Source organism: Amphibiibacter pelophylacis, from assembly GCF_037688875.1.
GTDB lineage: Bacteria > Pseudomonadota > Gammaproteobacteria > Burkholderiales > Burkholderiaceae_C > Amphibiibacter > Amphibiibacter pelophylacis.
Genome location: NZ_JAWDIE010000019.1, coordinates 35,741 through 53,361, shown reverse-complemented (window position 1 = coordinate 53,361; position 17,621 = coordinate 35,741). Strand labels below are relative to the sequence as shown.

The window sequence follows — 17,621 nt, the reverse complement described above, 5'->3', positions numbered from 1 at the left end:
TGCTGCATGGATCTTCTGCTCTGGCGTCACGCCCACGCTCACGCGGCCCAGGAGGGCCAGTCCGACCTGGACCGCGCGCTCAGCCCCAAAGGCCACCGTCAGGCGCAGCGCATGGCCGCCTGGCTGCGCCGCCGTCTGCCCGACGACACGCTGGTCTGCTCCAGCCCGGCGCGGCGCGCCATCGAAACGGTGGAGGCGCTGGAGCGCGATTACCAGCGCCAGCCCGTGATGGACCCGCAGGGCCGGGCGAGGGTGGTGCTGGATTTCCTGCAGTGGCCGCCCACCCCGCGCCAGCAGGCCCTGGCGCCCACGCTGCTGCTGGTCAGCCACCAGCCGCTGCTGGGCGACATGCTGGGCCTGCTGCTGGGCCTGGGGCAAAGCCAGGGGTCGCTCATCATCCGTAAAGGCGACGTTTGGTGGCTGCGCTGCGAGCCCGATAAACGCCACCGGATCATCGTGCGGCAGGTGACGTCGGTGGATCTGCTGTAGGGACGTGGTCTGCGCTTTGTACTTATTTGAGAATAATTCTCATGTAACATGGGGCTCCCCATCCACCGGAGCCCCGCCATGCTGTCAGACCGACTGTGCGAGCACCAGCTGCTCATCCGCCACCTGGCCGCGCTGCAGACGCGCTGCACGGACACCGTCAGCGCCCTTCAGGCGCAAGTGGCCGCGCTGGACGCTGACAATCGTGCGCAGCGCGAGCGCCTCTGGGCGCAGCAGGTGCGCCTGGTGCTGCAGACCACGCTGCTGTCCTGGGTGGGGGAGGCGGCGGGCACTCAAGCTCAGCCGCTGGCCATGACGCCGCAGCACGCCGCGCGGCTGGTCCACCGGGTGATCTGCCGCACGGGCTGTCTGTCCCAGGGCAGCGCCTGGCGCGAGGGCCACCACTGCCGCCGCACCGGGCAGCCCTGCGATGCGGGCGAGGCTGGGGCAGAAACGCGGGCTGGGTCTGGAATTACAGGGAAAACCCCTGCGGAGCACGCCGATTCCAGCCCCTAAACTCCGCTGCGGTGCAACAAATGCGCCCGCGCTGATCAGATTTTGACAGGTGCGCGGCGCACCCGACATGTCCGACCCTATCCTGCAAGCCGAACACATCAGCCGCCGATTCGGGGATTTCCTGGCGGTGGACGATGTTTCCCTGAACGTCCAGCGCGGCCACATTCACGCCCTGATCGGTCCCAACGGGGCGGGCAAGACCACCTGCTTCAACCTGCTGACCAAGTTTCTGGCGCCCACCAGCGGTCGCATCCTGTTCAACGGACAGGACATCACCGCTGACAGCCCGGTGCAGGTGGCGCGGCGCGGGGTGATCCGGTCCTTCCAGATTTCGGCGGTCTTCCCCGGCATGACGGTGCTGGAGAACGTGCGCCTGGGACTGCAGCGGGGCCTTGGCGTGTCTTTCCACTTCTGGCGCAGCCAGAGCCTGCTCAGCCAGCTGGACGCGCGGGCGATGGAGTTGCTGGCCGAGGTCGATCTGCAGGACATGGCGCACGAGCTGACGGCCAATCTGCCCTACGGGCGCAAGCGCGCCCTGGAGATCGCCACCACGCTGGGCATGGAGCCCGAGCTGATGCTGCTCGACGAGCCCACCCAGGGCATGGGCCACGAGGACGTGGGCCGCGTCACTGCGCTGATCAAAAAGGTCTCCCGGGGCCGCACCATTCTGATGGTGGAACACAATATGAACGTGATTTCGGCCATCGCCGACCGCATCACGGTGCTGCAGCAGGGCAAGGTACTGGCCGAGGGCGATTACGCCGCCGTGTCGTCCAACCCCGAGGTGATGCAGGCCTATATGGGCAGCGCCGACGTGGCCCTGCAGGGAGCGCACGCATGAGCGCGCCGGTGATCCAGCTGGACGGCGTGAACGCCTGGTACGGCGAATCGCACATCCTGCACGGCGTGAGCCTGGAGGTGCGCGAGGGCGAAGTGGTTTCGCTGCTGGGCCGCAACGGCTCGGGCCGCACCAGCACGCTGCGTGCGCTGCTGGGCCTGACGGGTCGGCGCACGGGCTCGGTGCGCATCCTGGGGCAGGAAACCATCGATTGGCCGACCTACCGCATCGCCCGCCTGGGCCTGGGCTACTGCCCCGAAGAGCGCGGCATTTTCGCCAGCCTGTCCTGCGAGGAAAACCTGATGCTGCCCCCGCCGCTGGTCGGCACGGGCCGCGAGGGCATGAGTGTGGACGAGATCTACAGCCTCTTCCCCAATCTGAAAACACGGCGCAGCAGCCCCGGCACGCGGCTGTCCGGCGGCGAGCAGCAGATGCTGGCGGTGGCGCGCATGCTGCGCACCGGCGCGCGCGTGCTGCTGCTGGATGAAATCTCCGAAGGCCTGGCGCCCGTTATCGTCCAGACGCTGGCGCGCATGATCCAGACGCTGCGCGGCCAGGGCTTCACCATCGTGATGGTCGAGCAGAACTTCCACTTTGCCGGGCCGCTGGCCGACCGCTTCTACGTGATGGAGCACGGCCGCGTCGCGCTGGAATTCGGCCAGAGCGAGCTGGCGGCGCGCATGCCGCAGCTGAACGAACTGCTGGGCGTCTGACGCCCGCCAGCGCCCGGCGCCTCTTTTGCGCACGGGCGGCTGTCCTTTTTTGACATCCTGAACTTGACCCCGAAAGAACGGAGCCTTCCCATGAAACAGACCCTGAAAATCACCGCCCTCGCTCTGGCCAGCCTGCTGGCTACCGCCGCCCACGCGCAAACCGGCCCGGTTCGCATCGGTTTCATCACCGACATGTCGGGCGTCTATTCGGACATCGACGGCCAGGCCGGTGGCGAAGCCATCAAAATGGCTGTGGCTGATTTCGGCGGCAACGTGCTGGGCCGCAAGATCGAGGTGCTGACCGCCGATCACCAGAACAAGGCCGACGTCGCTGCCACCAAGGCCCGCGAATGGGTGGATCAGCAGGGTGTGAACATGGTCGTGGGCGGCACCAATTCGGCCGCCGCTCTGGCCACGGCGCGCATCATGGCCGACAAGAAAGTGCCTTATTTCATCATCGGCGCGGGCTCTTCGCGCCTGACCAACGAGGACTGCACGCCCTACAACGTCCACTACGCCTACGACACCGTGGCGCTGGCCCGCGTGTCGGCCAAGGCCCTGGTCGACAAGGGCGACAAGAGCTGGTACTTCCTGACCGCCGATTACGCCTTCGGCCATTCGCTCGAAAAAGACGCGACCGAAATCGTCAAGGGCAGCGGCGGCACGGTGGCCGGCGCAGTGCGCCACCCGCTGGGTGCGTCGGATTTCTCGTCCTTCCTGCTGCAGGCGCAGGCCTCCAAGGCGCAGGTGCTGGGCCTGGCCAACGCGGGCGGCGATTTCATCAACAGCGTCAAGGCGGCCAACGAGTTCGGCATCACCAAGACCATGAAGCTGGCTGGCCTGCTGGTGTTCATCAACGACATCCACAGCCTGGGCCTGAAAACCGCGCAGGGCCTGCTGGTCACCGACAGCTGGTACTGGGACCAGAACGACGACACGCGCAAGTTCGCATCGCGCTTCATCGAGAAATTCAAGCGCATGCCCAGCAGCCTGCAGGCCGCCGACTACTCGGCCACCCTGACCTGGCTGAAGGCGGTCAAGGCCGCCGGGACGACCGACGGCGCCAAGGTGATGGAGCAGCTGCGCAAGACGCCGATCAACGACATGTTCGTCAAGAACGGCACCATCCGCGCCGACGGCCGCATGGTGCGCGACATGTATCTGTTGCAGGTGAAAACGCCCGCCGAATCGACCAAGCCCTGGGATTACTACAAGCTGCTGCAGACCGTGCCGGGCAGCAAGGCCTACACCACGCTGGCCGAATCCAAGTGCAGCCTGGTCAAGAAATAAGCCCTGATACCGCAAGCGGAAAGCCCTATGGAACTGTTTGGCGTCCCCCTGGTGGCCCTGCTGGGCCAGCTCCTTCTGGGGCTGGTCAATGGCAGCTTTTACGCGGTGCTCAGCCTGGGGCTGGCCGTGATTTTCGGCCTGCTCAATGTCATCAACTTCGCCCACGGTGCCCTGTTCATGCTGGGCGCCATGCTGGCCTGGATGGGGGCAAACTACCTCGGTCTGAACTACTGGGTGATGCTGGTCCTGGCGCCGCTGGTCGTGGGGCTGCTGGGCATCGTCATTGAAAAGACCATGCTGCGCTGGCTCTACCGCCTGGATCATCTCTACGGCCTGCTGCTGACCTTCGGGCTGACGCTGCTGATCGAGGGCATTTTCCGCTCCATCTACGGCGCTTCGGGCCAGAGCTACGACACGCCCGACCTGCTGCAGGGCGCGACCAACCTGGGCTTCATGATCCTGCCCAATTACCGCGCCTGGGTGGTCGTGGCCTCGCTGGCGGTGTGCTTCGCGACCTGGTTCGTCATCGAGAAAACCCGGCTGGGAGCGCTTTTGCGCGCAGGCACCGAAAACCCGCGTCTGGTGGAATCGTTCGGCGTCAACGTGCCGCGCATGATCACGCTGACCTACGGCTTTGGCGTGGCGCTGGCGGGCCTGGCCGGGGTGCTGGCCGCGCCGGTGATGCAGGTTTCGCCGCTGATGGGCTCGCACCTGATCATCGTCGTCTTCGCCGTGGTGGTCATTGGCGGCATGGGCTCGATTCTGGGCGCCATCGTCACCGGCCTGGCGCTGGGCGTCATCGAGGGACTGACCCGCGTGTTCTACCCGCAGGCGTCCAGCACGGTGGTGTTCGTCATCATGGTGCTGGTGCTGATCCTGCGTCCGGCCGGCCTGTTCGGCAAAGAGAAATGAAGGCCCGATGATGTCCAACCGCGCCAACCTGATCCTCTACGCCGTGCTGCTGCTGGCGGGCCTGCTGGCCCCGCTGGTGGTTTACCCGGTGTTCATGATGAAGCTGCTGTGCTTCGCCCTGTTTGCCTGCGCCTTCAACCTGCTGCTGGGCTACACCGGCCTGCTGTCCTTCGGCCACGCCGCGTTTTTTGGCGGAGCGTCTTACGTCACCGGCTATCTGGCCGCCAGCCAGGGCTGGGGCCCGCTGGGCGGCATCGTGGCGGGCACGCTGTTCGCGGCGGCTTTGGGCGCGGTCATGGGCTGGATCGCCATCCGTCGCCAGGGCATCTACTTTTCGATGATCACGCTGGCGCTGGCGCAGATGTTCTACTTTCTGTGCCTGCAGGCGCCTTTCACGGGCGGCGAGGACGGACTGCAGGGCGTGCCGCGTGGCCAGCTGCTGGGCCTGATCGATCTGTCCAGCGACACCGCGCTCTACTACCTGGTGCTGGCCGTGGCCGTGGCCGGTTTTGCCCTGGTGGCGCGCGTGGTGCATTCGCCCTTCGGGCAGGTGCTGCGCGCCATCAAGGACAACGAACCGCGCGCCATTTCGCTGGGCTACCCGGCTGACCGCTTCAAGCTGCTGGCTTTTGTGCTGTCGGCGGCGCTGACGGGCCTGGCCGGTTCGACCAAAACCCTGGTGCTGGGCTTCGCCACGCTGACCGATGTCTACTGGGCCACATCCGGCCTCGTGATCCTGATGACGCTGATCGGCGGCATGGGCACGCTGCTGGGCCCCGTCGTGGGCGCGGCCATCATCGTGATCCTGGAAAACCGCCTGGGCAACGTCGGCCGCGCTTTTGCCAGCCTGACCGGCATCGACTGGTTCAACGGCCTGGGCGAATCGGTGACCATCGTCATCGGGCTGATTTTCGTGCTGTGCGTGCTGCTGTTCCGGCGCGGCATCGTGGGCGAGATTCTGCACCGGCGCGGGGTGCGCACCGGCTGAGTCTTTCTGTCGGGTTGTGTCATTTCTTGTGGGTGCGACATAAATGCATTTAAAATGCATTTATTAACCACTCACTGAAAGCTCTCATGCTCGACCAGACCACACGTGACCTCGTTCGCGGCACCGCGCCCGTCCTTCAGCAGCACGGCGAGGCGCTGACCAGCCACTTTTACGCGCGCATGCTCTCGCACAACCCCGAGCTGCGCGAACACTTCAACCAGGGTCACCAGCGCAAGGGCGATCAGCAGCAGGCGCTGGCCGCCGCCGTCGCGGCCTACGCCCTGCACATCGACAACCCCGGCGTGCTGATGCCGGTGCTGGAGCGCATTGCCGCGCGCCACGTCAGCCTGAACATCCGCCAGGAGCATTACGCCATCGTCGGGCGCCACCTGCTGGCCAGCCTGGGCGAAGTGCTGGGCGACGCCGCGACACCCGAGCTGGTCCAGGCGTGGGCGGCGGCCTACGGCCAGTTGGCCGACATCCTGATTGGCATGGAGCAGAAGCTGTACAACCAGTCAGCGGCCATTGAGGGCGGCTGGACGGGCTGGCGCAGCTTCCGCATCGAGCGCCGCGAGGCGGAGAGCGCCGAGGTTTCGTCCTTCTACCTGTGCCCGGCCGATGGCGGTCCGCTGCCCCTGTGGCGCCCCGGCCAGTTCCTGACGCTGCGCGTGATCGTCCCTGAACTGGGCTACCGCCAGCCGCGCCAGTACACCCTGTCGGACGCGCCGGGCAAGGGCTACCTGCGCATTTCGGTGACGCGCGAAGCCCGGCCGGGCGATGTGCCGGGCATGGTGTCCAATCACCTGCATGACCACTTCCAGGCGGGTGATGTGCTGGAGGTTTCACCGCCCCAGGGCGATTTCTTCCTGCATGAAGACCGCGACACGCCCGTGCTGCTGATCAGCGGCGGCATCGGCATCACGCCCATGCTGGCGATGCTGGAGCATCTGCGTGCCACCGCGCCGCAGCGCCCGGTGCGCTTCCTTCATGCCGCCCGCAGCGCTGCCGTGCAGGTTTTCGGCCCGCGCGTGCGCGAACTGCTGGCAGACATGCCCCGCAGCAGCGCCTGGATCGTGCACGAGGACGGTCAGGGCTCGCCCGCCGGATCGTGCGAGGCGGTCGGCCGTCTGGACCTGGCTGCCCTGCACGCGCAGGGGCTGCTGCCCGCTGATGCCGACGCCTATGTCTGCGGCCCGCAGGGCTTCATGCTGACGCAGATCCAGGCGCTGCGTGCGCTGGGCTACGCGCCGGAGCGCATCCACGTTGAGGCTTTTGGTACGGGCGGCGTGAAAGAGTAAGCGCCAGCGGAGACAATGCGCATCGGCCTGTTTCTGGGCCGTGCGGGAGCGTTTCATGCAGCTGACACTGTTCACCGATCTGGGTCTGCGGGTGCTGATGTACCTGGGCGGCGTACCGCCTGACGACGCCGTGACCATCGCCCAGATCGCGCAGCGCCTGGGCGTGGCGCACAACCACCTGAGCAAGGTCGTGCAGTTCATGGGCCAGCAGGGCTGGCTGAACAGCGTGCGCGGCAAAGGCGGCGGCGTGCGCCTGGCGCCCGACATGGCGCAGTCGCGCCTGGGGCACCTGGTGCGCACGCTGGAGCGCGGCAATGGCCTGATCGACTGCGCCAGCCCGCCTTGCGCGCTGCGCGGTCGCTGCGGCCTGAAAAGCCTGCTGGGTGACGCCGAAGCCGCCTTCTATGCCCGACTGGACGAACACACCCTGGCCGACGCGGTGACGCCGCCCACCCGCGAGGTGATTGTGCGTTTGCACCGGCAGGACAGCGCTGTCAGCGCACCCGACCCAGCAGCGTGATCAACTCTTCGCCGTAAGCCTGCAGTTTTTTGGCGCCCACGCCCTGGACGTCGGCGAGTTCGTCCAGGCTGGACGGGTTGCGCTGGGCCATGTCGGCCAGGCTGGCGTTGTTGAAAATGACGTAAACCGGCACATCGTGCTGGCGGGCGACCTCGGAGCGCCAGGCGCGCAGGGCGTCCCAGCGGGCGATGTCGCCGCTGGACCAGTCGCTGGTGTCCAGGGTGCTGGCGCGGCGGCTGCGCTCCTGTTTGAAGGTGGGACTGCGCACGGCGCGGCGCGGCTCCAGGACGCGCAGGTGAACGGCCTGCTCGCCGCGCAGCACGGGGCGGGCGCCGTCGTCCAGCGCCAGCGCGCCCCAGTCGCCTTCGGCGCGCAGCAGGTGGCGGGCCAGCGCGTGGCGCACCACCTGGCGCCACTGCATCGCGTCGATGTCCTTGCCGATGCCAAAGGTGCTCAGGCGCTCGTGGCCGTATTCGCGTACCTTTTCACTGGCTTTGCCCTGCAGCACGTCGATCAGGTGGGTGGCGCCGAAGGCGGTCGGCGCAAAGCCGTTCTCGCCGTGGCGCGCCAGGCGGTAGACGGTGCTCAGCGCCTGCTGGGTGGCCCGCGTGGCGTCCCAGGTCTGGGGCGGGCTGACGCAGTTGTCGCAGTGGCCGCACGGCCTGGAGGCTTCGCCGAAATAGTCCAGCAGGTGGACGCGGCGGCAGTCGTGCGCCTCGGTCAGCGCCAGCAGCGCGTCCAGCTTGCGGCCCTGCAGGCGCTTGAAGGTGTCGTCGGCGGGGCTGGCTTCGATCATGCGGCGCTGCTGCATCACGTCGCCTGCGCCCACGCACATCCAGGCGCGCGCGGGGGCGCCATCGCGTCCGGCGCGGCCGGTTTCCTGGTAATAGCTCTCGATGCTGCGCGGCAGATCAAGGTGCGCGACAAAGCGCACGTCGGGCTTATCGATGCCCATGCCGAAGGCAATGGTGGCCACCATGATGACCGCGTCCTCGCGCAGGAAGCGGTTCTGGTGCGTCTGGCGCACGGCCGCGTCCAGGCCGGCGTGGTAGGGCAGGGCGTCAAAGCCCTCCTGGACCAGGAAGGCGGCGACCTGTTCGACGCTTTTTCGGCTCTGGCAGTAGACGATGCCGCTGTCACCGATGGGCTGGCTGCGCAGGAAATCGAGCAGCTGCTGGCGCGGCTTGTCCTTGTCCACCACGGTATAGAAGATGTTGGGGCGGTCGAAACTGCTGATGAACAGGCGCGCATCCTGCAGATCCAGGCGCTGGACGATGTCCTGCCGCGTGTGCTGGTCGGCGGTGGCGGTCAGCGCCAGGCGCGGCACGGCCGGGTAGCGCTCGTGCAGCAGGGAGAGCTGCAGATAGTGCTCGCGGAAATCGTGGCCCCACTGGCTGACGCAGTGCGCTTCGTCGATGGCGATCAGGCTGAGCTGACCGCGCCCCTGCAGCGCGTCCAGCATGGCCAGGAAGCGCGGCTGGGTGACGCGCTCGGGCGCGGCGTAGAGCAGGGTGAGCCGGCCGCTGACCCAGTCGCGCTCGATCTGGCGCGCGGCGTCGCCATCCAGCGCCGAGGTCAGCCCGGCGGCGGCCACCCCAGCTTCGCGCAGGGCTTCGACCTGGTCGTGCATCAGGGCAATCAGCGGGCTGACGACCAGCGTCACACCCAGGCCCGCGCGGTGGCGGGCAATGGCCGGGACCTGATAGCACAGGCTCTTGCCGCCGCCCGTGGGCATCAGCACCAGGGCGCTGCCGCCCCCGCTGGCGTGGGCGATGACGTCGCCCTGCTGCAGGCGGAATTCCCGGTAGCCGAAGACCTCTCGCAGCACCTGCAGCTGGGCCTCGGGGCCGGGGGCGTTCAGGGGTGGAGCAAAGGGCGCGGACATCCGCCAGATTGTAGCGGCACCCCCCGCTAGGGCGATCGGCCGGGCGGGCGATTGCGGGCATAATCAGAGTCATTCACTGCGGTGAACCCCCTTTTTTCGAACCCGTGCAAGGAGTGCCCCATGGCATCCATCAACAAAGTCATCCTGATCGGCAACCTGGGCCGAGACCCTGAAACCCGATCCACCCCCAGCGGCGCCATGGTGTGCAACATCACCCTGGCCACCAGCCGCCAGTGGAAGAGCCGCGACAGCGGCGAGCGCCAGGAAGAAACCGAGTGGCACCGCGTCGTCATGTATGACAAGCTGGCCGAGATCGCTGGGCAGTATCTGAAGAAAGGGCGCCCGGTGTATATCGAAGGGCGCCTGAAGACGCGCAAGTGGCAGGACAAGGAAGGCCGCGACACCTACACCACCGAGATCATCGCCGACCAGATGCAGATGTTGGGCGGTCGCGAGGACGGCGGTTCGGGCAGTATGGGTGGTGGTGGCCAGCGCAGCGCCCCGTCTGACGCCGATTACGGCAGCCCCGCTCCGGCACCGCGCCAGGCGCCCCGCCAGCAGACGCCTGCCAGCGCCGCCCCCGCTCCGGCCCCAGCGTCTTACAGCAGCTATGAGGACGACGATATTCCGTTCTGACCTGTCAGCGATTTCATGCAAAAGCCTGCGGCTGAAAGGTCGTGGGCTTTTTTGTGTGTGACGTGCCAGAAGTGACAGAGCAACACACCCGCCCTAAAAACAAAAAAGGCCCACATCGCTGTGAGCCTTTAAGTGCTTAATCAACAAGCCAGAATTTTGGTTGCGGGGGCAGGATTTGAACCTACGACCTTTGGGTTATGAGCCCAACGAGCTACCAGACTGCTCCACCCCGCGACAGAAGAATGAATTATGAACGCTGTATGAACGGCTGTCAAGCGGTTTTTGCGAATTTTTTGCGTGGCCTCACCAGTTGGTTTCGCGCTCGGGGGTGGCAGTGATTTTGTGGATGGACAGATCGGCGCCGTTGAACTCTTCCTCCTGGCTCAGGCGGATGCCGACCGTCTTTTTCAGCACGCCGTAGACGATCCAGCCGCCCAGCAGGGCCCAGGCCACGCCCATCACGGTGCCCGCCAGCTGCGCCATGAAACTGACGCCGCCCAGACCCCCGAGGGCCGTCTGGCCGAAAATGCCGGCGGCCAGACCGCCCCAGGTGCCGCACAGGCCGTGCAGGGGCCACACGCCCAGGACGTCGTCCAGCTTCCAGCGGTTCTGCGTGTGGGTGAACATGATGACGAAGAGCGCTCCGGCGACCACGCCGACCACGAGCGCGCCCAGCGGGTGCATGAGGTCCGAGCCCGCGCACACCGCCACCAGCCCGGCCAGCGGGCCGTTGTGCACAAAGCCCGGGTCGTTGCGGCCCAGCACCAGCGCGGCCAGCGTGCCGCCGACCATGGCCATCAGCGAATTGACGGCGACCAGGCCCGAAATGCCGCTGATCGTCTGCGCCGACATCACGTTGAAGCCAAACCAGCCCACCGTCAGGATCCAGGCGCCCAGCGCCAGGAAGGGGATGCTGGAAGGCGGGTGCGCCGACACCACGCCGTCCTTGCGGTAGCGGTTGCTGCGTGCGCCCAGCAGGATGACGGCGGGCAGGGCGATCCAGCCGCCGACGGCGTGGACGACGATGCTGCCCGCAAAATCGTGAAAGGCTGCGCCCGTGGTGGCTTCCAGCCAGGCCTGCACGCCAAAGTGCCGGTTCCAGGCGATGCCTTCAAACACCGGGTAGACGAAGCCGACGATGACCGCCGTAGCGATCAGTTGCGGCCAGAAGCGCGCACGTTCGGCGATGCCGCCCGAGATGATGGCCGGGATGGCCGCCGCAAACGTCAGCAGGAAGAAGAACTTGACCAGGTCGTAGCCGTTCTTTTCGGCCAGCACCTGCGCGCTGACGAAAAAGTGCGTGCCGTAGGCCACGCCGTAGCCCACGGCGAAATAGACCACGGTGGACACCGAGAAATCGACCAGAATCTTGACCAGCGCGTTGACCTGGTTTTTGCGCCGCACGGTGCCCAGCTCCAGGAAGGCAAAGCCCGCGTGCATGGCCAGCACCATGATCGCGCCCAGCAGCACAAAAAGGGTGTCGTTGCTCTGTTTCAGTGCATCCATCCCCATGCCCATCTCCTTGTTTGACCCAAAACGGTGCGCTACGCACCAAAACATCGCATTTCCCGGATGACACTGGCCTGCACGCGCCGTGTCATCCGCCGTGCGCCACCGTGGTGCAAAAAGCGTGCCGACACGGGGCAGCGGCGGGCCTTTGTGCCCTGTTCCGGGGCGGGGTGGGGTGCGGGCAAACTGCTAGACTCTGAGCGCCATGAATCCCGCCCCACCCTCTGCAGCGCCTGCTGCGCCCACCCTGACCGTGTCCGCCGCCGCCAGCCTGCTTCTGGCGACCGCGCTGTGGGCCAGCAACGCCATCGTCGGGCGTTATCTGGCGGCGTTCATCCCGCCGCTGACGCTGAACTGGATGCGCTGGAGCCTGGCGCTGATCCTGCTGCTGCCGCTCGCGGGCTGGGTGCTCAAGCCCGGCAGCCCGCTGTGGCGGCACTGGAAGCGCTACGCTGCGCTGGGTCTGCTGGGCATAGGCGCTTACAACTCGCTGCAGTACTGGGCGCTGCACACGTCCAGCGCGCTGAACGTGACGCTGGTGGGTTCCAGCACGCCGCTGTGGATGCTGCTGGTGGGACGGCTGTTTTTTGGCGCGCGCATCCGCCCACTGGACCTGGCCGGGGTGGCGCTGTCCATCACCGGCGTGGGCGTGGTCATGACGCGGGGAGAATGGGCCGCTCTGGCGGGCATCCAGTTTGTGCCGGGCGATCTTTTGATGATCGCGGCGTCCATCGTCTGGGCGTTTTACAACTGGCTGCTGTCGCGCACCCGCGAGCCTGCCGCCGTGCGCGCCGATTGGGCGGGCTTTCTGCTGGCGCAGATCGCGCTGGGGGTGATGTGGTCCAGCGCTTTCGCGGCCGCCGAATGGACGTTGCCCGCCGTGCCGCCCGCCCTGGTGCTGACGCCGCTGGTGGCGGCGCTGGTGTTTTATGTGGCGCTGGGCCCGGCGCTGGTGTCATACCGCTTCTGGTCGCTGGGCGTGCAGAAAACCAATGCGACGATTTCCGGATTTTTCATCAACTTCACCCCGGTGTTCGCGGCGCTGATGTCGACCGTGCTGCTGGGCGAGCCGCCGCAGCTTTATCACGGCGTGGCCTTCGCCCTGATCATCAGCGGGGTGTTTGTGTCGTCGCGCCGCTGACGGCCCGCTGACCCCAGACTGTTCCGATGACTGCTTCCATGACCTCAACGACGCTCGACGATGACGCCCAGAACCTGGGCCTTTATGCCCGCCAGGCCTATCTGGAATACGCCCTGTCCGTGGTCAAGGGCCGGGCGCTGCCCGACCTGCGCGACGGACAGAAACCCGTCCAGCGCCGCATCGTTTACGCCATGCAGCGCATGGGCCTGGGCTTTGGCGGCAGCAACGGCAGCCAGGGCGCGCGTCCGGTCAAGAGCGCCCGCGTGGTCGGCGACGTGCTGGGCCGCTTCCACCCGCACGGCGATCAGGCGGCCTACGATGCGCTGGTGCGCATGGCGCAGGATTTCTCGCAGCGCTACCCGCTGATCGACGGCCAGGGCAATTTCGGCAGCCGCGACGGCGACGGCGCCGCCGCCATGCGCTACACCGAGGCGCGCCTGGCGCCCATCGCGCGGCTGCTGCTGGACGAGATCGACGACGGCACGGTCGATTTCATCGCCAACTACGACGGCTCGACCGAAGAGCCTTCCTGCCTGCCTGCGCGTCTGCCTTTTGTGCTGCTCAACGGCGCCAGCGGCATCGCGGTGGGCCTGGCGACCGAGATCGCGCCGCACAATCTGGACGAAGTTGCCCAGGCCTGCGTGCTGCTGCTGCGCAACCGGCTGGCCTCTCTGGACGAGGTCATGGCCGTGCTGCCCGGGCCGGATTTCCCCGGCGGCGGACAGATCATCAGCCCGGCGGCCGACATCGCCGAGGTGTATCGCAGCGGGCGCGGCAGCCTGAAAGTGCGCGCGCGCTGGACGGTGGAAGAGCTGGCGCGCGGCCAGTGGCAGCTGGTCGTCACCGAACTGCCGCCGGGCACCAGCAGCCAGCGCGTGCTGCAGGACATCGAGGAAGCGACCAACCCGCGTCTCAAGGCGGGCAAGAAAACGCTCAGCAGCGAGCAGACGCAGATCAAGGCCGTGGTGCTGGGCGCGCTGGAGAACGTCCGCGACGAATCCAGCAAAGATGCGCCGGTGCGCCTGGTTTTCGAGCCGCGTTCGCGCAACCAGAGCCCCGACGAATTCGCCCGCATCCTGCTGGCGCACACCGGCCTGGAAGGCTCGGTGGCGCTGAACTTCACCATGATCGGCGTCGATGGCCGTCCCGTCCAGAAGGCGCTGCTGACCGTGCTGCACGAGTGGCTGGACGAGCGCCTGGCCGTGATGCGCCGCCGCTGCCGCCACCGCCTGGGTCAGATCGAGGCGCGCCTGCATATCCTCGAAGGCCGGCACACGGTGCTGCTGCACATTGACGAGGTCATCGCCATCATCCGCGAATCGGACGAGCCCAAGGCGGCGCTGATGGCGCGTTTTGCGCTGTCCGAGCGCCAGGCCGACGATATTCTGGAGATCCGCCTGCGCCAGCTCGCGCGGCTGGAATTCATCAAAATCGAGCAGGAAATGGCCAAACTCAAGGCCGAAAAAGAGCAGCTGGAGGCGCTGCTGGGCAGTGACGATGCGCTGCGCCGCCAGCTCATCCACGAGATCAAAACCGACGCGAAGCAGTTTGCCGACGCGCGCCGCACGCTGATCCAGGCCGAAAAACGTACCGTGCTGGACGTGCGCGTGGTCGACGAGCCGGTGACGGTCGTGGTCAGTGACAAGGGCTGGCTGCGCGCCCTGAAGGGGCATGAGGTGCAGCCGTCAGGGCTTTCCTTCAAGCCGGGCGATAGTCTCTATGGCACTTTTGCCTGCCGCAGCGTGGATACCCTGCTGGCGCTGGGCAGCGACGGCCGCGTTTACAGCGTGCCCGTGGCGCAGCTGCCGGGCGGGCGGGGCGACGGCCAGCCCGTCACCGCGCTGGCTGACATCGCCAGCGGCACGCGCATCAGCCACTATGTGGCGGGCAGCGCCGACACGCGTCTGCTGCTGGCCAGCAGCGCGGGCTACGGCCTGCTGGCCGACATCGCCGACATGGTGTCGCGCCAGAAGGCGGGCAAGCAGTTCCTGACCCTGGACGATGGCGCCAGCCTGCTGCGCCCCGAGGCCCTGCGCCCCGGCCAGAGCCGGGTCGCCTGCCTGTCGCGCAGCGGCCGCCTGCTGGTTTACGCGCTGTCCGAGATCAAGCACCAGCCCAAAGGCGGCAAGGGCCTGACGCTGATGGCGGTGGACGAGGGCGATCCGCTGATCGCCGCCACGCCCTTCGCGCGCGTGCTGGGCATTGCCGGACTGCTGCGCGGCGGACGCGAGCGCGAAGACCTGATCCGCCCGCTGGCCCTGCAAAAGCACGCGGGCGTGCGGGCCCGCAAAGGCCGCGTCACCGACACCATGCAAAAACCGCTGCGCCTGTGGGACGCCAGCGACAGCGCGGCCGACGGCCCGGGCAGCGACGAGCTGCCGCTGTGAGATGCGCAACGGCCGCCCCGCCCGGGCCGCCGGGGTGATCAGCATGTCCAGACTGAATTTTTCCCACCTGCCGCGCAGCAGATCGCTGCAGCTTTGATCGCCAGGGGATCTTTTCCGCTGCTGCTACGATAAGCACTCACAAGAACACGGAGACAAAGCGATGGACATGGACCCCCTGCTGACCGAAGACCAGCGCATGGTGCGCGATATGGCGCGCGACTTTGCCCGCAATGAACTCGCGCCGCACGCCGCGCAGTGGGACCGCGACGCGGCGCTGCCGGATCACATCGTCGCGCAGATGGGCGAGCTGGGCCTGCTGGGCCTGACGCTGCCGGAGGACTGGGGCGGCAGCGGCACGGACGCTGTGGCTTATGCCCTGGCGGTGGAAGAGGTGGCGGCCGGCTGCGCCAGCTGCTCGACCCTGATGAGCGTGCATTCGTCGGTGGGCTGCGGCCTGCTGCTCAAGGACGGCAGCGACGCACAGCGCCAGGCCTGGCTGCCCCGCCTGGCCAGCGGCGAGCGCATCGCCTGCTTCTGCCTGACCGAGCCCGGCGCCGGATCGGCTGCGCACGAGATCAAAACCCGCGCCGTGCACGACGCCAGCACGGGCGACTGGGTTCTGAACGGCAGCAAGCAGTTCATCACCAATGCGCGCCGGGCGGGCATCGCCATCGTTTTTGCCGTGACCGATCCGGCCGCGGGCAAGAAGGGCCTGTCGGCCTTCGCCATCGAACTGCCTAATCCCGGTTTCATCGTGGGCGAGCCCGAGAAAAAACTCGGCATCCGCGCTTCCGACACCTGCCCGGTGACGCTGGACAACTGCCACGTGCCTGCCAGCGGCCTGCTGGGTCAGCCTGGACAGGGCCTGGCGATTGCGCTGTCCAACCTGGAGGCGGGGCGCATCGGCATTGCTTCGCAGGCCGTGGGCATCGCCCGTGCGGCTTTCGAGGCCGCGCTGGCCTACGCCAGCCAGCGCCAGCAGTTCGGCCAGCCGCTGCACCAGCACCAGGCCATCGCCCACAAGCTGGCCGACATGGACACGCAGATCAGTGCCGCGCGCCTGCTGGTTTACCAGGCCGCGCAGATGAAAAGCCAGGGCCTGCCCTGTCTGCTGCAGGCCAGCCAGGCCAAGCTGTTCGCGTCCGAGATGGCCGAGCGCGTGTGCAGCGCCGCGCTGCAGGTCCACGGCGGCTACGGTTATCTGCAGGATTACCCGGTCGAGCGCCACTACCGCGACGCCCGCATCACGCAGATTTACGAAGGCACCAGCGAAATCCAGCGCCTGCTGATCGCCCGCGAGCTGGTGCGCCTGGCCTGAGCGCTTTCAGCCCCCCGTCCTGACATCCGGAATCTTCCATTTCACAGAACCCAAGGAGCCCACCATGCAGACCCGAGCCGCCGTCGCCTGGAAAGCCGGTCAGCCGCTGACCATTGAGACCGTTGACCTCCAGGGCCCCAAAGCGGGCGAGGTGCTGGTCGAAATCAAGGCCACCGGCCTGTGCCACACCGATTACTACACGCTGTCGGGGGCCGACCCCGAAGGCATTTTCCCGGCCATCCTGGGCCACGAGGGCGCGGGCGTTGTCGTCGATGTCGGCCCGGGCGTGACGACGCTCAAAAAGGGCGACCACGTCATTCCGCTCTACACGCCCGAATGCCGCCAGTGCAAGTTCTGCCTGTCGCGCAAGACCAATCTGTGCCAGCTGATTCGCGGCACCCAGGGCAAGGGCCTGATGCCCGACGCCACCAGCCGCTTCAGCCTGAACGGCGAGCCGCTGTTCCACTACATGGGCACCAGCACCTTTGCCAACCACACCGTGGTGCCGGAGATTGCGCTGGCGAAGATTCGCCCGGATGCGCCGTTTGACACCGTCTGCTACATCGGCTGCGGCGTCACCACCGGCATCGGTGCGGTGCTGTTCACCGCGCAGGTCGAGGCGGGTGCCAACGTGGTCGTGTTTGGCCTGGGCGGCATCGGCCTGAACGTGATCCAGGGCGCAAAAATGGTCGGCGCCGGGAAAATCATCGGGGTCGATCTGAACCCCGGCCGCGAAGCCATGGCGCGCCAGTTCGGCATGACGCACTTCCTGAACCCCAAAGACATCGAAGCGGCGGGCGGCAACATCGTCGATGCCATCGTCCAGATGACCGATGGCGGCGCCGACTACAGCTTCGAGTGCATCGGCAACACCCAGGTCATGCGCCAGGCGCTGGAATGCACGCACAAGGGATGGGGCCGCAGCATCATCATCGGCGTGGCCGAGGCCGGGGCCGAGATTTCCACCCGGCCTTTCCAGCTGGTGACGGGCCGCAAGTGGGAAGGTTCGGCCTTCGGCGGCGCGCGCGGCCGCACCGATGTTCCGAAAATTGTCGACTGGTATATGGACGGCAAAATCAGCATCGACCCGCTGATCACGCACCGCCTGAAGCTGGACGAGATCAACCACGGTTTTGATCTGATGAAGCGCGGCGAATCCATCCGCGCCGTGGTGCTGTACTGAC

Annotated in this window: 16 protein-coding genes and 1 tRNA gene; 14 read left to right on the top strand and 3 right to left on the bottom strand. The window is 67.0% G+C overall.

Annotated features, from left to right (window positions below; translation table 11 throughout):
- The first annotated feature begins 6 nt into the window (after positions 1 to 6).
- From RV045_RS11755 to RV045_RS11715, 9 genes are all read left to right on the top strand, one after another.
- A complete protein-coding gene (locus RV045_RS11755) occupies positions 7 to 489 on the top strand; it encodes a SixA phosphatase family protein (protein WP_423235982.1) in 483 nt (160 codons plus the stop codon).
- Between the two features lie 78 nt (positions 490 to 567).
- The gene (locus RV045_RS11750) at positions 568 to 1,002 is read left to right on the top strand and encodes a hypothetical protein (protein ID WP_423235981.1); all 435 of its coding nucleotides are present in this window, start codon (positions 568 to 570) and stop codon (positions 1,000 to 1,002) included.
- 67 nt (positions 1,003 to 1,069) lie between these two features.
- Entirely contained in the window at positions 1,070 to 1,843 is a 774-nt protein-coding gene (locus tag RV045_RS11745) for an ABC transporter ATP-binding protein (protein ID WP_423235980.1), read from the top strand.
- Complete coding sequence (locus RV045_RS11740; protein WP_423235979.1) at positions 1,840 to 2,553, top strand: ABC transporter ATP-binding protein; 714 nt, start codon at positions 1,840 to 1,842, stop codon at positions 2,551 to 2,553. Before RV045_RS11745 ends, RV045_RS11740 begins: the two co-directional genes overlap by 4 nt.
- Positions 2,554 to 2,643: 90 nt before the next feature.
- Positions 2,644 to 3,843: an ABC transporter substrate-binding protein gene (locus tag RV045_RS11735; RefSeq protein ID WP_423235978.1), complete on the top strand. Its 1,200-nt coding sequence runs from the start codon at positions 2,644 to 2,646 to the stop codon at positions 3,841 to 3,843.
- Positions 3,844 to 3,870: 27 nt separating this feature from the next.
- Entirely contained in the window at positions 3,871 to 4,755 is an 885-nt protein-coding gene (locus RV045_RS11730; RefSeq protein WP_423235977.1) for a branched-chain amino acid ABC transporter permease, read from the top strand.
- 7 nt (positions 4,756 to 4,762) lie between these two features.
- Positions 4,763 to 5,743 (top strand): branched-chain amino acid ABC transporter permease, encoded by a 981-nt coding sequence (locus RV045_RS11725; RefSeq protein ID WP_423235976.1) that lies wholly within the window; start codon positions 4,763 to 4,765, stop codon positions 5,741 to 5,743.
- 86 nt (positions 5,744 to 5,829) lie between these two features.
- The gene (hmpA, locus tag RV045_RS11720; protein WP_423235975.1) at positions 5,830 to 7,041 is read left to right on the top strand and encodes an NO-inducible flavohemoprotein; all 1,212 of its coding nucleotides are present in this window, start codon (positions 5,830 to 5,832) and stop codon (positions 7,039 to 7,041) included.
- Positions 7,042 to 7,096: 55 nt separating this feature from the next.
- Entirely contained in the window at positions 7,097 to 7,561 is a 465-nt protein-coding gene (locus RV045_RS11715) for an RrF2 family transcriptional regulator (RefSeq protein WP_423235974.1), read from the top strand.
- On the opposite strand, the gene recQ is transcribed toward RV045_RS11715, so the two are convergent.
- Positions 7,536 to 9,446 (bottom strand): DNA helicase RecQ, encoded by a 1,911-nt coding sequence (recQ, locus tag RV045_RS11710; protein WP_423235973.1) that lies wholly within the window; start codon positions 9,444 to 9,446, stop codon positions 7,536 to 7,538. The two genes, RV045_RS11715 and recQ, sit on opposite strands and share 26 nt — an antisense overlap.
- A 120-nt stretch (positions 9,447 to 9,566) precedes the next feature.
- On the opposite strand from recQ, the gene RV045_RS11705 reads away from it, so the two are divergent.
- On the top strand, positions 9,567 to 10,082 hold the full coding sequence (locus RV045_RS11705; protein ID WP_423235972.1) for a single-stranded DNA-binding protein: 516 nt from the start codon (positions 9,567 to 9,569) through the stop codon (positions 10,080 to 10,082).
- Between the two features lie 157 nt (positions 10,083 to 10,239).
- Here the strand turns inward: RV045_RS11705 and RV045_RS11700 are convergent.
- Positions 10,240 to 10,316 (bottom strand) — tRNA-Met (locus tag RV045_RS11700).
- A 69-nt stretch (positions 10,317 to 10,385) separates the two neighbouring features.
- Complete coding sequence (locus RV045_RS11695) at positions 10,386 to 11,588, bottom strand: ammonium transporter (protein WP_423235971.1); 1,203 nt, start codon at positions 11,586 to 11,588, stop codon at positions 10,386 to 10,388.
- A 208-nt stretch (positions 11,589 to 11,796) separates the two neighbouring features.
- Between RV045_RS11695 and RV045_RS11690 the strand changes: the two genes are divergently transcribed.
- The 4 genes from RV045_RS11690 to RV045_RS11675 all read left to right on the top strand — a co-directional run bounded on the left by RV045_RS11690 (position 11,797) and on the right by RV045_RS11675 (position 17,620).
- Positions 11,797 to 12,732 carry a DMT family transporter gene (locus RV045_RS11690; RefSeq protein ID WP_423235970.1) on the top strand — a complete coding sequence of 312 codons (936 nt, stop codon included), beginning with the start codon at positions 11,797 to 11,799 and terminating at the stop codon, positions 12,730 to 12,732.
- 26 nt (positions 12,733 to 12,758) lie between these two features.
- Positions 12,759 to 15,119 carry a DNA topoisomerase IV subunit A gene (gene parC / locus RV045_RS11685; RefSeq protein ID WP_423235969.1) on the top strand — a complete coding sequence of 787 codons (2,361 nt, stop codon included), beginning with the start codon at positions 12,759 to 12,761 and terminating at the stop codon, positions 15,117 to 15,119.
- Between the two features lie 166 nt (positions 15,120 to 15,285).
- Positions 15,286 to 16,437 carry an acyl-CoA dehydrogenase family protein gene (locus tag RV045_RS11680; RefSeq protein ID WP_423235996.1) on the top strand — a complete coding sequence of 384 codons (1,152 nt, stop codon included), beginning with the start codon at positions 15,286 to 15,288 and terminating at the stop codon, positions 16,435 to 16,437.
- A gap of 64 nt (positions 16,438 to 16,501) precedes the next feature.
- Positions 16,502 to 17,620, top strand: a complete 1,119-nt coding sequence (locus RV045_RS11675) for an S-(hydroxymethyl)glutathione dehydrogenase/class III alcohol dehydrogenase (protein ID WP_423235968.1) — start codon at positions 16,502 to 16,504, stop codon at positions 17,618 to 17,620.
- Position 17,621 lies beyond the last annotated feature (1 nt).

Coding starts and splice junctions, on each gene's coding strand:
- RV045_RS11745 (WP_423235980.1), top strand. CDS start 1,070: ATGTCCGACCCTATCCTGCAAGCCGAACACATCAGCCGCCGATTCGGG.
- RV045_RS11695 (WP_423235971.1), bottom strand. CDS start 11,588: ATGGATGCACTGAAACAGAGCAACGACACCCTTTTTGTGCTGCTGGGC.
- RV045_RS11730 (WP_423235977.1), top strand. CDS start 3,871: ATGGAACTGTTTGGCGTCCCCCTGGTGGCCCTGCTGGGCCAGCTCCTT.
- RV045_RS11735 (WP_423235978.1), top strand. CDS start 2,644: ATGAAACAGACCCTGAAAATCACCGCCCTCGCTCTGGCCAGCCTGCTG.
- RV045_RS11755 (WP_423235982.1), top strand. CDS start 7: ATGGATCTTCTGCTCTGGCGTCACGCCCACGCTCACGCGGCCCAGGAG.
- RV045_RS11680 (WP_423235996.1), top strand. CDS start 15,286: ATGGACCCCCTGCTGACCGAAGACCAGCGCATGGTGCGCGATATGGCG.
- RV045_RS11750 (WP_423235981.1), top strand. CDS start 568: ATGCTGTCAGACCGACTGTGCGAGCACCAGCTGCTCATCCGCCACCTG.
- RV045_RS11705 (WP_423235972.1), top strand. CDS start 9,567: ATGGCATCCATCAACAAAGTCATCCTGATCGGCAACCTGGGCCGAGAC.
- RV045_RS11690 (WP_423235970.1), top strand. CDS start 11,797: ATGAATCCCGCCCCACCCTCTGCAGCGCCTGCTGCGCCCACCCTGACC.
- RV045_RS11675 (WP_423235968.1), top strand. CDS start 16,502: ATGCAGACCCGAGCCGCCGTCGCCTGGAAAGCCGGTCAGCCGCTGACC.
- hmpA (WP_423235975.1), top strand. CDS start 5,830: ATGCTCGACCAGACCACACGTGACCTCGTTCGCGGCACCGCGCCCGTC.
- RV045_RS11715 (WP_423235974.1), top strand. CDS start 7,097: ATGCAGCTGACACTGTTCACCGATCTGGGTCTGCGGGTGCTGATGTAC.
- parC (WP_423235969.1), top strand. CDS start 12,759: ATGACTGCTTCCATGACCTCAACGACGCTCGACGATGACGCCCAGAAC.
- recQ (WP_423235973.1), bottom strand. CDS start 9,446: ATGTCCGCGCCCTTTGCTCCACCCCTGAACGCCCCCGGCCCCGAGGCC.
- RV045_RS11725 (WP_423235976.1), top strand. CDS start 4,763: ATGATGTCCAACCGCGCCAACCTGATCCTCTACGCCGTGCTGCTGCTG.
- RV045_RS11740 (WP_423235979.1), top strand. CDS start 1,840: ATGAGCGCGCCGGTGATCCAGCTGGACGGCGTGAACGCCTGGTACGGC.